The organism is Pseudophaeobacter sp. 1A09344, assembly GCF_041008745.1.
Classification (GTDB): Bacteria; Pseudomonadota; Alphaproteobacteria; order Rhodobacterales; family Rhodobacteraceae; genus Phycobacter; species Phycobacter gallaeciensis_A.
Window position 1 is genome coordinate 169,927 of sequence record NZ_JAXGFS010000008.1, and the last position, 13,978, is coordinate 183,904.

Consider the following 13,978-nt stretch of genomic DNA (forward strand, 5'->3'; position numbering starts at 1 on the left):
GGCTACGGAATCCTTCTGCTGGCCAGATATCCATGCCGGATCTCTTTGATGTAAGGAGTTCCCGATGTTCTTTTCGCCCATCCTCCAAGATCAGCCTGCAACGCTGCCGCAATGGGTCGGCTATTCTGCCGGGACCCAATTGCGATGCTGGCGTGCGATGACGGCGCTGGCGGTGCAGGCGCCTTATGAACAGATACGCCTGACGCATGTACTGATGACCGCCGGAACGGCGGTGTTCAGACCGGCTGCTGTTGCTGCTCCGGCCCCGGCGCCGCAAAAAACGAAAACACCTGCAAAACGGGCAACCAGCGAACGTCCGGCCGCCAAAACCAAGACCCCTGCGCGGCGTCCGGCACGCAAAAGCAAAGCCGCCCCGGCGGCCAGGACTACGGCGCGCAAATCGCCTGCTGCCAAACCTGCCGCAGAGAAACCGGTCGCGGCCAGACCTGCAACGCCCAAGGCGGCTGCCACCACAGCGACTGCGAGTAAGACTGAGAACAAGGCAGCGGCCCGCAAGGCGACGACAACCAAGCCTGCGGCGACAACGCCTAAGTCGACAGCGGCAAAGACGACCGCGCCCCAAACATCGCCTGCTGAGCCTGCACCAGCGACACGAACACCCACCAAGACCGCAGCAGCAAAACCCGCACAGGCAAAAGCCTCCCCAACGAAACCTTCCTCGGCCAAACCTGCAGCAACAAAGCCCGCAGCGGATACTACTGCGGCCAAGGCGACAGCCAAGCCGTCCGCTGCGGCATCCACTCCGCCACAGGCAAATAAGGCTGAAGCCACCACAGCGGCACCGGCACATTCCACCGCGTCCAAGGCAAAACGCGCGCCGTCCAAGCCTCCGGCGCTGCCAGAGCGCTCCGCGGCAAAGAGTGACGCCGAGAAGGCATGACGCCGCCTTTGACTTGACACTTTGCGCAGGGGGCGCCAACGCTGCCCGTCATGTTGGATCTTCGCCCGGTCGCATATGTCATTGGCCTGTTGGTCGTCATTCTTGGCGCCATGATGGTCTTTCCGTTCCTGATCGATCTCTACGATGGGCAGGGCGAATGGCCGGTATTTCTTGAAAGCGGCCTGATCACCATTCTGGCGGGCGGGCTGCTGGCGCTCAGCTGTGGCAATTCAGTGCGGCAGGGGCTTAGCATTCGTCAGACCTTTCTGCTGACCACTTCGGTCTGGGCGGCGCTGCCTGTGTTCGGTGCGATCCCGCTGATGATGGGGGCGACCGAGCTCAGCTTTACAGATGCGTTTTTCGAAGCGATGTCGGGGCTGACGACCACCGGGTCCACGGTAATCTCCGGCCTTGATGACCTGCCACGGGGGATCCTCTTGTGGCGGGGTATCCTGCAGTGGCTCGGCGGGATTGGTATCATTGTCGTCGCCATGGTGTTTCTGCCCGAGCTACGGGTCGGGGGTATGCAGATCTTCCGCTCCGAAGCTTTTGATACCATGGGGAAGATTTTGCCCCGTGCGCAGACGATCGCACGTCAGATCTCGTTGATCTACGTGGCGCTGACGCTGCTATGCATGGTGGTCTATGTGGTGCTGGGCATGGGGCTGTTCGATGCGCTGGTGCATGCCCTGACCACCATGTCGACCGGTGGCTTTTCGAACTACGATGCCTCTTTCGGCACCTTCTCCGGTCCGGCCGAATACGCGGCATCGTTCTTCATGATCATGGCGGCGCTGCCCTTCGTGCGCTACGTACAGCTGATCAACGGGCAGGGGCAGCCGCTGCTGCGCGATAGCCAGATCCGCGCCTTTCTGGGCACTATTCTGGTGCTGATCATCGTGACCGCCAGCGTGCTGCTTTATATCTTCCCGCACCACCCCGAGCAGGCCCTGCGCGAGGCGCTGTTCAACATCACCTCGATCATTTCCGGTACCGGCTATGCCAGCGTCGACTATATGGAGTGGGGCAGCTTCCTGATTATGGTGTTCTTTTTCATCGGTCTGATCGGTGGCTGCGCGGGTTCCACAGCCTGTTCGGTCAAGGTGTTCCGCTATCAGATCCTGTTTGCCTCGATCCGGGTTCAGATCCAGCGTATCCGCTCCCCCAACGGTATCTTCATTCCGCGCTTTGACGGACGCCCGGTCGGGCCGGATGTCCTCAGCTCGGTGATTTCCTTTTTCATGTTCTTCGTGGTGACGCTGGGGGTTGTGTCCTGGGGGCTGGCTCTGACAGGGCTGGACTTCATCACAGCCGTCTCGGGCGCGGCAACCGCAGTGGCCAATGTCGGGCCGGGGCTGGGCGATATCATCGGGCCTGCGGGCAATTTTTCCACCCTGAATGATGCGGCTAAATGGATCCTGAGCGCGGCCATGCTGATCGGGCGTCTGGAACTGATGGCGGTCTACGCGATCCTGACGTTGAGGTTCTGGCGCAACTGACACCACGCCGGAGCGCTGGGGGGCGTGTAAGGGGGATTGGGGCCACAGGCAGGGCCCCCTGCGGCGGTTTGGCCCTTGTATTGCTACAATCCGCAGTCTTGCCCTGATCACGGACCTCCCCTATGAGGCGGTGATCGGAATCTGCGAGCGCACGGAGACGAATGCCCCATGCCCGTTCTAGTAATGAAATTCGGCGGCACCTCTGTCGCCAACCTTGACCGGATCCGGCGCGCGGCAAAGCGGGTCGGTGTCGAAGTGGCCAAAGGCTATGATGTCATTGTCATCGTATCGGCCATGTCGGGAAAGACCAACGAGCTTGTTGGCTGGGTCAATGAAACCTCGCCGCTGTTTGACGCCCGCGAATATGACGCAGTGGTGTCTTCCGGCGAAAACGTCACCGCCGGTCTGATGGCGCTGACGCTGCAGGAAATGGATGTTCCCGCGCGCAGCTGGCAGGGCTGGCAGGTGCCGCTGAAGACGACCAGCGCCCACAGCCAGGCGCGGATCGAAGAGATCCCGACCGAGAATATCAGCGCCAAATTCGCCGAAGGCATGCGCGTAGCCGTTGTTGCCGGTTTTCAGGGCATCAGCCCCGAAGGGCGCATCACCACGCTGGGCCGGGGCGGTTCGGACACCACGGCGGTGGCCTTTGCGGCGGCCTTCGGTGCCGAGCGCTGCGATATCTACACGGATGTGGACGGCGTCTATACCACGGATCCGCGCATCTGCGATAAGGCCCGCAAGCTTGACAAGATCGCATTCGAAGAGATGCTGGAACTGGCCTCTCTGGGGGCGAAGGTCCTGCAAACCCGCTCAGTCGAGCTGGCGATGCGCTATCAGGTACGGCTGCGCGTCCTGTCCAGTTTCGAAGAACAAAATGACAATGCTGGCACGCTGGTCTGTGCCGAGGAGGACATCATGGAATCCAACGTTGTGGCCGGTGTGGCCTATTCCCGCGACGAAGCCAAGCTGACCGTGCAATCGGTCGCCGACCGTCCCGGCATTGCGGCAACCATCTTTACCTGCCTGTCTGATGCAGGCGTGAATGTGGACATGATCGTGCAGGATATCTCGGACGAGGGCCGCACGGATATGACCTTTTCCTGCCCCACCGATCAGGTGGCGCGCGCCGAACAGGCCTTGCAGGAGAGCAAGGAAAAGGGCGATCTCAACTACGCCGAACTGGTTGCCGACAAGGACGTTGCAAAGGTTTCGGTCGTGGGGATTGGCATGCGCTCGCAATCGGGCGTGGCGGCCAAGATGTTCAAGGTGCTCTCGGATGAGGGGATCAATATCAAGGTCATTACAACCTCAGAGATCAAAATTTCCGTGCTCATCGACCGGAAATACATGGAACTTGCTGTTCAGGCACTGCATGATGCCTTTGAACTGGATAAGGCAGCCTGATCGTGCGTGGGCTGCCTGGCACAATAATTACGTGAACAGGGCCCATGGTCGAAAGTACTGAATCCGAGAGCCGCAGGTTGCTAGGGCGCCTGCGCGAGGCCATGGCCGGGGATGACCCTGGCCAGGCCCGTCTGGATAAGATCACTCACCTGATTGCCGACAGCATGGGGACCGAGGTCTGCTCGGTCTACCTGTTCCGCGATGACGAGACGCTTGAGCTTTGCGCGACAGAGGGTTTGAACGTCGAATCCGTGCACCAGACCCGTATGCGGATTGGCGAAGGTCTGGTGGGCCGGGTGGCCAGATACGGCAAGGTGGTCAATACTCCCGATGCCCCGAACGCCAAGGGGTTCCGCTATATGCCGGAAACCGGCGAAGAGCGGTATTCCTCCTTCCTCGGCATTCCGATCCAGCGTCTGGGCGAGATGATGGGCGTGCTGGTCGTCCAGTCCAAGGAAGCGCGCGAATTCTCCTCTGATGCGGTTTACGCGCTCGAAGTGGTGGCGATGGTGATCGCCGAAATGGCGGAACTCGGTGCCTTTGTGGGCGAGGGCGCAGCCCTGTCTCCGATGCACCAGCAACCGGTTCTGGTGAGCGCAACCGCCGCCCAAGAAGGCGCTGCCGAAGGCCATGTCTGGCTGCACGAACCGCGCGTCGTGGTAACCAACCCGATTGCCGATGATCCCCACCGAGAGCTGGAGCGCCTGAACGAAGCAGTGGAAGAGCTGCGCGTCGGCGTCGACAAGATGCTGAAGATCTCTGAAAACGGAGACAAGGATCAGCTGCAAGTTCTTGAAACCTATCGCATGTTCGCCAATTCCAAAGGCTGGATGCGGCGCATGGAAGAAGACATCTCGCGCGGGTTGAGCGCCGAGGCCGCGGTTGAAAAGGAGCAGTCCCAGGCCCGGGCGCGTATGTCTCAGGTGCAGGATGCCTACCTGCGGGAACGGCTGAGCGATCTTGATGATCTATCGAATCGCCTGCTTAGGATTCTGACCGGGCAGGGCGCCGAAACCGGCGCCGATCTGCCAGTGGACCCGATCCTGATTGCCCGCAATATCGGCCCGGCCGAGCTGTTGGAATACGGTCGCTCGCTGCGCGGCATCGTACTGGAGGAAGGCTCCGTCGGCTCGCACGCCGCGATCGTGGCGCGGGCCTTGGCGATTCCTCTGGTGGTGAACGCCAAACGCATCACCACCGAGGCGCTGAACGGCGATCATATCATGGTGGATGGCGATCAGGGGATCGTGCATCTGCGCCCGGATGAAACCGTGGTTAGCGCCTTTCGGGACAAGATCGCGATGCAGGCCGATGCCCAGGAGCGCTATGCCTCGATCCGGGAAAAACCTGCCATTACGCAAGACGAGCAACACGTCACCTTGCTGATGAACGCAGGGTTGATGGCCGACCTCCCGTCGCTCGAAGGATCCGGCGCCGAAGGGGTAGGGCTGTTCCGCACCGAGCTGCAGTTTCTTGTGCGCGATCAGATGCCTAAGCGGTCGGAGTTGGTGACGCTCTATCAGCGGGTTCTGGATGCATCGCACGGCAAGCGGGTGGTGTTCCGGACGCTCGACATCGGGTCGGACAAGGTTCTGCCCTATATGAAACCGACGGATGAGCCGAACCCGGCCCTCGGTTGGCGGGCGATCCGGGTGGGTCTCGATAAACCGGGCGTCATGCGCATGCAGCTGCAGGCGTTGATGCGGGCGGCCAATGGGCGGCCGCTGTCGATTATGTTCCCCTTTGTTGCGCAATTCGAAGAATACCGTGCTGCGCGCCAGGAGATCGACAAGACGCTGGAGCGCGAGCGAATCCTTGGCCACGCGCTGCCGGAACGGCTGGAAGTGGGGGCGATGCTGGAAACCCCATCGCTGGCATTTGCGCCGCATAAGTTCTTTGAAGAAGTCGATTTTCTTTCGATCGGCGGCAACGATCTGAAGCAGTTCTTCTTTGCTGCCGACCGAGAGAATGAGCGCGTCCGAAAACGCTATGACACGCTGAACGTCAGCTTTTTGACCTTTATCGAGCAGATCGTGGAGCGCTGCGACAGGTTCGAAACACCGCTGAGTTTCTGCGGCGAAGATGCCGGACGGCCGATCGAGGCCGTCTGTCTTGCTGCGATGGGAATCCGGACGCTGTCGATGCGGCCTGCTTCAATTGGGCCGGTCAAGTCTTTGTTAATGCGTGTTAACCTTTCAGATGTCCGCAAGATTATTTCGGACTCCCGCCACCGGGGCGATCAATCCGTCAGACCTGCTGTGATGCGATACCTGCGGGAGCTCTGAGCGCGGCGACCTTTCTGACAGTAAATAATGGCGCGGCCCCGGAAACGGGGCCTTTTTCTGCTGGGTTGCCGCAGATTGGCCAGGCGCTTGTCCCATTAGCCGCTACAGTTAGCCGAACCGTTTGTGATGGTGGATTTTAGGGGAGGACAGCGGGTGATTCAGATGAATCTGTAGGGGGGTAAAAATTGTCTAAAATATTAATAAATTTGACATTTGATCGTCCTTGTCCGCTCCAAAATTTACAAAAATCAATAATTTTGACTAGTTTGCCAGATTTATTCAAATGTTGCCCACATTTTCATCCACAGGAGGGGCTTCTGTTCTGGCGAAGGTTCGAAGTATATCCGGTGAGGTCTGCGTCAGATTGGCAGTGGGGCGCCGGATCGCATAGTGATGTGGCTCACGATTTCGCCAAATGGGATGTCTTATCCCAAAGTTATCCCGGGTTTATCCACATTAATGTATGATGCCTGTGTATTGATGTAAAAACACAAAAGGCAAACCAATCGCGGGATAGGGTCTCTGCACGCCCTGCAAATCTCAGATTATTTGCATTCAATTTTACCTTCTCTTGGTTGCTAAGTGGTAAACGGTTGGCCCCGGAATGGGGCGTTTAAATTTCAAGTATGAAACTTTAAGCTTGAAGTGTTTGTCGTCTCGCTTATCCTGATCACAACATAACAATCTCATGCGGAGGGTAGGATCATGAAAGTTGCCTGTTTGGGAGGTGGTCCCGCGGGGCTCTACTTCGCGATTTCAATGAAGCTGCGTCAGCCGGACGCTGATGTCACGGTGTTTGAGCGAAACAAGGCGGACGACACCTTTGGCTGGGGTGTTGTCCTTTCCGATGATGCGCTTGAAAACCTTACGGAAAATGACCCTGAAAGCGCCGCGGAAATCCGTCGGAACTTTGCCTATTGGGATGACATCGCGGTGGTGCACAACGGTGTGCGTACGGTGTCCGGTGGTCACGGGTTTGCTGGGATCGGGCGCAAGAAGATGCTTCTGATCCTGCAGGAGCGCGCGCGGGAGCTCGGGGTGAACCTGCAGTTTGAAACCGAGGTCGGACCGGCAGCGGACTATCAGGATGACTATGACATCGTGGTCGCCTGTGACGGGCTTAATTCCAGCGTCCGCAATGAGTTCGCGGAACATTTTAAACCCAATATCGACGTGCGCCCGTGCAAGTTTATCTGGCTGGGCACCCATCAGAAGTTCGATGACGCCTTCACATTCGTGTTCGAAAACACCAAACACGGCTGGGTCTGGATCCACGCCTACCAATTCGATGCGGATACGGCGACCGTGATCGTGGAGTGTTCTGCGGAGACCTGGGACAACTGGGGCTTTGAGGACATGAGCAAGGAAGAGATTATTCGCACCTGCGAAGAGATCTTTGCCGACCATCTGGGTGGCCACAATCTGATGTCCAACGCCGACCACCTGCGCGGATCGGCTGTCTGGATCAACTTCCCGCGGGTGCTCTGCGAAAAATGGCACCATCAAAACGTTGTGCTGCTGGGCGATGCCTCGGCCACGGCGCATTTCTCGATCGGGTCCGGATCGCGGCTGGCCTTTGACAGCGCCATCGCCCTGGCCGAGCTGCTGACGGTAGAACCGTCTATGGAACGCGCCTTTGAACGCTATCAGGACGAGCGGCGCCTTGATGTGTTGCGCCTGCAGTCAGCTGCGCGTAACTCATTGGAATGGTTTGAGGAAGTCGAACGTTATCTGGATATGGATCCGGTTCAGTTCAATTATTCTCTGCTGACCCGCTCGCAGCGGATCTCCCACGAAAACCTGCGTCTGCGTGATCCCGACTGGCTGAAATCCGCGGAAAAATGGTTCCAGGAGCGGGCGGGTGTTCCGGCGGAGGCGCCAGTGCGCGCGCCGATGTTTGCCCCCTATAAACTGCGCGACATGACGTTGGAGAACCGCATCGTTGTCTCCCCCATGGCGCAGTACAAGGCGGTGGATGGCTGTCCCACGGATTGGCACCTGATCCACTATGGTGAGCGCGCCAAGGGCGGCGCCGGGATGGTCTATACGGAAATGACCTGCGTCAGCGCCGAAGGGCGGATCACCCCTGGCTGTCCCGGTCTTTACGCGCCAGAACATGAAGCCGCCTGGACCCGTCTGACCGATTTCGTACATAGCGAAACCCGGGCCAAGATTTGCTGCCAGATCGGCCATTCGGGCCGCAAGGGTTCGACTCAGGTTGGCTGGGAAGTGATGGACGCGCCTTTGAAAGAGGACAACTGGGATCTGGTCTCGGCCTCACCCTTGCCCTGGTCCCCGAATAACGCCACCCCGCGCGAAATCACCCGCGCAGAAATGGAGGCCGTGAAGGCTGAATTCGTCGCTTCGGCCGAGATGGCAGAGCGCGCCGGATTTGACATGATCGAACTTCATGCGGCGCATGGTTATCTGATCTCCTCCTTCATTTCGCCAAAATCCAATATTCGTGAGGATGAGTTCGGCGGCTCGCTGGAAAACCGCCTGCGCTACCCGCTGGAGGTCTTCAAGGCGATGCGTGACGTCTGGCCTGCCCATAAACCGATGTCCGTCCGGATCTCGGCCAACGACTGGATCGGCGACGAAGGTGTGACACCGGAAGAGGCGGTCGAGATCGCCAAGGCATTCTCTGAAGCAGGCGCCGATATTATCGACGTCTCTGCCGGTCAGACCTCGGTCGACGCCAAACCGGTCTATGGGCGCATGTTCCAGACGCCGTTTTCGGACCGTATCCGGAATGAGGCAGGCATCGCGACCATGGCTGTCGGTAATATCTACGAGGCCGATCATGCCAATTCGATCCTGATGGCAGGCCGCGCCGATCTGATCTGTGTGGGGCGCCCACATCTGGCGGATCCCTACTGGACGCTGCACGAAGCCACCCGGATCGGGGATCGACAGGCCGCCTGGCCGTTGCCCTACGAGGCGGGCCGGGATCAGGCCTGGCGTCTGGCGGACCGCGACGCAGAGGTGATCCGGGCATGAGCGTTGCGGGCAAACACGTCGTCATCTCTGGCGGTGGCTCTGGCGTTGGCGCCGAACTGGCGGCGCAGTTCGCGGGCCAGGGCGCCCGGGTGACCATCCTGGGGCGCCGTATGGAGCCTCTGGAAGAGGTCAGCGCGGCGACCAAGGCCCTGCCGCTGACCTGCGATGTCACCGACCGCGCTGCCGTTGAGGCAGCGCTCACAGAGGCGGCGGCCAAGAACGGACCTGTCGCCATTGCCCTAGCCAATGCCGGGGCGGCGCCCTCCAAACCCTTTGACCGGATGAGCGCCGAGGATTTCGGCGCGGCTTTGTCGGTCAACCTGGCGGGGGTTTTCAACCTCTGGCAGGCGGCTCTGCCGGGCATGAAAGAGGCAGGCTGGGGCCGTATGATTGCTATCGCCTCGACCGCTGGGCTGAAGGGATATCCCTATGTTTCAGGATATTGCGCGGCAAAGCACGGGGTGATCGGGCTGACGCGGGCGCTCTCGTTGGAACTGGCACGCACCGGCATCACGGTAAATTCGATTTGTCCGGGTTTCATTGAAACGCCGCTCCTGCAAAGATCGGTGGATAATATCGTCGCCAAGACCGGGATGACCCCGGAGAAGGCGGAAAAATCACTGCGGGCCAGCAACCCGCAGGGTCGCTTCATCCAGCCTGCCGAGGTTGCCGAAGCGGCGTTGTGGCTGGCAAGCGAGGGAGCGGGATCGGTGAACGGTTCTGCCCTGCCCATATCAGGAGGCGAGATCTGAACGTGGCGGAAACCTCAAAAGACAGATTGCGGCTGTGGCTGCGGGTTTTGAAGGCGACCCGCGCGGTGGAAAGCGAGATCCGCGAAAACCTGCGCCGCGATTTTTCGACCACGCTGCCGCGTTTCGATGTGATGGCAGCGCTGGTCCAGCACGAAGACGGGCTCAAGATGAGCCAGCTTTCGGGCGTGTTGAAAGTGTCGAACGGCAATGTGACCGGCATCATCGAACGTCTGGTCGAGGATGGCCACGTACAGCGCGAACCGGTGCCGGGCGACCGCCGCGCCAGCCTGGTGCGGATGACCGCGCAGGGCCGCGCCGAATTCGCACGGCAGGCCGAAGCGCATGAAGCCTGGATCGACAAGATGTTCGCCGATGTGCCCCCCGAGGCGGCGCAGACCATGGCCGAGGCGCTGGATGCTGTCGCCCGCCGTTTGGAAAACAAGGATGAAAGCCGATGATCAATACGGATACCAAACATTTTCTCTGCCATGTCGAAGATGGCATTGCGACCGTGTCGCTGGACCGGCCCGAGCGCAAGAACCCGCTGACCTTTGACAGCTATGCCGAGATGCGCGACTGGTTCCGCGAGCTGCACTATGACGATGACATCAAGGCGGTGATCTTTGCCTCCAATGGTGGCAACTTCAGCTCGGGCGGGGATGTGCATGATATCATTGGCCCCCTGACCAAGATGAGCATGAAGGAACTGCTGGCGTTTACGCGGATGACCGGCGATTTGGTCAAGACGATGGTGAATTGCGGCAAGCCGGTAATTGCGGCGATTGACGGCATCTGCGTGGGCGCAGGGGCGATCATCGCGATGGCGTCGGATCTGCGTATCGCCACGCCCGAGGCCAAGACGGCCTTCCTGTTCACCCGCGTCGGTCTGGCGGGCTGCGATATGGGCGCCTGCGCCATCCTGCCCCGGATCATCGGTCAGGGCCGCGCGGCTGAGCTGCTTTATACCGGCCGCTCGATGAGCGCCGAGGAAGGCGCCGCCTGGGGTTTCCATAACAAGCTGGTCCCGGCCGAAGAGCTGACCGCAGAGGCGCGCCAATGGGCGACGCGGATCGCGGCGGGGCCGAATTTTGGTCACATGATGACCAAGACAATGCTGGCGCAGGAATGGTCGATGTCCATCGAACAGGCGATCGAGGCCGAGGCCCAGGCGCAGGCAATCTGCATGCAGACAGCAGACTTTGAACGCGCCTACCATGCCTTTGTAAACAAGGAAAAACCGGTCTTCGAAGGAGACTGAGTTCTATCGCCCGCCCGGTCTATGCCGCGGCGGGCTTCGCATTGACGGAGAAGAGCTGCACAAGACAGCCAAAGGGGAGTTTCATCATGGCGGACCGGACATTTCTGAACTGGCCATTCTTCGAGGACCGGCACAGAACGCTGGCAGCGGATCTGGATGCTTGGGCGGCCGAGACCGTCAGCGGTATCGACCATTCGGACACCGATGCCGCCTGCCGGGCGCTTGTGATCGCGCTTGGAGAGGGCGGCTGGGCGCAGCATTCCGGCGCGCCAGCCGGTGAAACCCTGGATGTGCGCAGCCTGTGCCTGATCCGGGAAACTCTGGCCCGTCACGATGGGCTCGCCGACTTTGCCTTTGCCATGCAAGGTCTTGGAACTGGGGCGATTTCCCTGTTCGGCAACGAAGCGCAACAGGCAGAATGGCTGCCGCTGACCCGCTCCGGGCAGGCGATTTCGGCATTTGCGCTCACGGAACCGCAATCTGGTTCGGATGTGGCAAATTCCACAATGACAGCGACGCTGGATGGCGATGAATATGTGCTGAATGGAGAAAAGACCTGGATCTCAAACGGCGGGATTGCAGACGTTTATACTCTGTTTGCCCGCACCGGAGAGGGACCGGGCGCCAAGGGGTTGTCTGCCTTCATCGTGCCTGCCGGGCTGCCGGGGTTCGAGGTGGTCGAACGCCAGCAGGTGATTGCGCCGCACCCGCTTGCCACCCTGCGCTTCACCGATTGCCGGATCCCGGCAAGCGCGATGATCGGTGGACCGGGGCAGGGGTTCCGGATCGCCATGTCGGTTCTGGACGTTTTCCGCTCTACCGTTGCGGCCGCGGCCCTTGGCTTTGCCCGCCGGGCACTGGACGAGGCGCTAAGCCGCGTCACCAGCCGTCAGGTCCAAGGCGCGCCGCTGTTCGATCTGCAGATGGTGCAGGGGCATATCGCCGATATGGCGCTGGATGTGGATGCGGCGGCTCTGCTGGTCTACCGCGCCGCGTGGACTAAGGATTCCGGTGCAGCCCGCGTGACCCGCGAAGCGGCGATGGCGAAGCTCTTCTCCACCGATCAGGCGCAGCAGGTCATCGACAAGGCGGTGCAGTTGCACGGCGGGGACGGTGTGCGCCATGGTCAGAAGGTCGAGGAACTTTACCGCGATATCCGCGCCTTGCGCATCTATGAGGGCGCATCGGACGTCCAGCGGGTGGTGATCGCGCGCCAGACACTTGGCGCCTTTGAAGGAGGCAAATGAGATGCTGGGACCGACCGCACATAGCGACACCTTCACCCGCGATAACCTGCCACCTGCGGACCAATGGCCGGACTTCCTGCTAGAGGGCTTCGACTACCCGGAACGGCTGAACGCCGCGGTCGAGCTGACCGATGCCATGGTGGAAAAGGGCTTTGGCGATCACACCGCTCTGATCGGTAACGGACGGCGCCGCACCTACAAGGAACTGTCTGACTGGACCAACCGTCTGGCCAATGTGCTGACCGAGGATCTGGGCGTTAAACCGGGCAATCGGGTGCTGATCCGCTCAGCCAACAACCCGGCCATGGTGGCCTGCTGGCTGGCCGCGACCAAGGCGGGCGCGGTGGTGGTCAACACCATGCCGATGCTGCGCGCCGGAGAGCTGGCCGCCATCGTCGACAAGGCCGAGATCAGCCACGCGCTTTGCGATACGCGGCTGATGGATGAGCTGGTCTCCTGCGCCAAGACCTCGGACTTCCTGACCTCGGTGGTCGGCTTTGACGGCACCTCCAACCACGATGCGGAACTTGACCGTCTGGCGCTGGAAAAACCGGTGACCTTTGATGCGGTTGAAACCGGGCGCGATGATGTAGCGCTGCTGGGCTTTACCTCGGGCACCACGGGATCCCCCAAGGCGACCATGCATTTCCACCGCGATCTTCTGATCATCGCGGATGGCTATGCGCGCGAAGTGCTTGATGTGCAGCCCGAGGATATCTTTGTCGGCTCACCGCCGCTGGCCTTTACCTTTGGCCTTGGCGGGCTGGCAATCTTCCCGCTGCGCTTTGGCGCTGCCGCGACGCTGCTGGAAAATGCATCACCGCCAAACCTGATTGAAATCATTGAAAAATACAAGGCGACCGTCTGCTTTACCGCGCCCACCGCCTATCGGGTGATGCTGCAGGCGATGGACGAGGGAGCCGATCTGTCGTCCCTGCGGGCAGCTGTTTCGGCCGGGGAAACCCTGCCGGCGCCGGTCTATGACGAGTGGATGGCGAAGACCGGAAAACCGATGCTGGACGGCATCGGTGCCACGGAAATGCTGCATATCTTCATCACCAACCGGTTCACCGACCACAAGCCCGCCTGCACCGGCAAACCCGTCTCAGGCTATCAGGTGCGGGTGCTGGACGCCGATGGGAATGAGGCGCCGCGCGGAGAGATTGGCCGCCTGGCGGTCAAGGGGCCAACCGGCTGCCGTTACATGGCGGACGAGCGCCAGAAAACCTATGTCCAGGACGGCTGGAACGTCACTGGCGACAGCTTTGTCATGGATGAAGAGGGCTACCTGCATTTCGCCGCCCGCAATGACGATATGATCATCTCCTCCGGCTACAATATTGCCGGCCCCGAGGTGGAAGCCGCGCTTCTGGCGCATGAAGCCGTTTCTGAATGCGCTGTCGTCGGCGCCCCGGACGAGGCACGCGGTCAGATCGTCGAGGCGCATGTGGTGCTGACCGCCGGACATATGCCCTCGGATGCGCTGGTCAAGCTGTTGCAGGACCACGTGAAGGCGAGCATTGCGCCCTACAAGTACCCGCGTTCAGTAGTCTTCACCAAAGCGCTGCCCAAGACGGAAACCGGAAAAATCCAGAGGTTCCGCCTGAAAGGTTGAACCTTCGCTGGCGC

Annotated in this window: 9 protein-coding genes; all 9 read left to right on the plus strand. The window is 60.4% G+C overall.

Going from position 1 to position 13,978, the window contains the following annotated elements; genetic code table 11:
- The first annotated feature begins 951 nt into the window (after positions 1 to 951).
- On the plus strand, positions 952 to 2,400 hold the full coding sequence (locus tag SM765_RS15160) for a TrkH family potassium uptake protein (protein ID WP_065270831.1): 1,449 nt from the start codon (positions 952 to 954) through the stop codon (positions 2,398 to 2,400).
- 168 nt (positions 2,401 to 2,568) lie between these two features.
- Positions 2,569 to 3,807 (plus strand): aspartate kinase, encoded by a 1,239-nt coding sequence (locus tag SM765_RS15165; protein ID WP_368981559.1) that lies wholly within the window; start codon positions 2,569 to 2,571, stop codon positions 3,805 to 3,807.
- Positions 3,808 to 3,851: 44 nt separating this feature from the next.
- Positions 3,852 to 6,092 carry a phosphoenolpyruvate--protein phosphotransferase gene (ptsP, locus tag SM765_RS15170; RefSeq protein WP_274838287.1) on the plus strand — a complete coding sequence of 747 codons (2,241 nt, stop codon included), beginning with the start codon at positions 3,852 to 3,854 and terminating at the stop codon, positions 6,090 to 6,092.
- Between the two features lie 705 nt (positions 6,093 to 6,797).
- Positions 6,798 to 9,092, plus strand: a complete 2,295-nt coding sequence (locus SM765_RS15175) for a bifunctional salicylyl-CoA 5-hydroxylase/oxidoreductase (RefSeq protein WP_274838286.1) — start codon at positions 6,798 to 6,800, stop codon at positions 9,090 to 9,092.
- Positions 9,089 to 9,844 (plus strand): SDR family NAD(P)-dependent oxidoreductase, encoded by a 756-nt coding sequence (locus SM765_RS15180; protein WP_065270827.1) that lies wholly within the window; start codon positions 9,089 to 9,091, stop codon positions 9,842 to 9,844. Before SM765_RS15175 ends, SM765_RS15180 begins: the two co-directional genes overlap by 4 nt.
- 2 nt (positions 9,845 to 9,846) lie before the next feature.
- Positions 9,847 to 10,302, plus strand: a complete 456-nt coding sequence (locus tag SM765_RS15185) for a MarR family winged helix-turn-helix transcriptional regulator (RefSeq protein WP_274831161.1) — start codon at positions 9,847 to 9,849, stop codon at positions 10,300 to 10,302.
- Positions 10,299 to 11,102: an enoyl-CoA hydratase family protein gene (locus tag SM765_RS15190; protein WP_274838285.1), complete on the plus strand. Its 804-nt coding sequence runs from the start codon at positions 10,299 to 10,301 to the stop codon at positions 11,100 to 11,102. The genes SM765_RS15185 and SM765_RS15190 overlap by 4 nt, the downstream gene beginning before the upstream one ends.
- A gap of 86 nt (positions 11,103 to 11,188) precedes the next feature.
- The gene (locus tag SM765_RS15195; protein WP_274835960.1) at positions 11,189 to 12,349 is read left to right on the plus strand and encodes an acyl-CoA dehydrogenase family protein; all 1,161 of its coding nucleotides are present in this window, start codon (positions 11,189 to 11,191) and stop codon (positions 12,347 to 12,349) included.
- 1 nt (position 12,350) lies between these two features.
- On the plus strand, positions 12,351 to 13,964 hold the full coding sequence (locus SM765_RS15200; RefSeq protein WP_274828314.1) for an AMP-binding protein: 1,614 nt from the start codon (positions 12,351 to 12,353) through the stop codon (positions 13,962 to 13,964).
- The last annotated feature ends 14 nt before the right edge of the window (positions 13,965 to 13,978 follow it).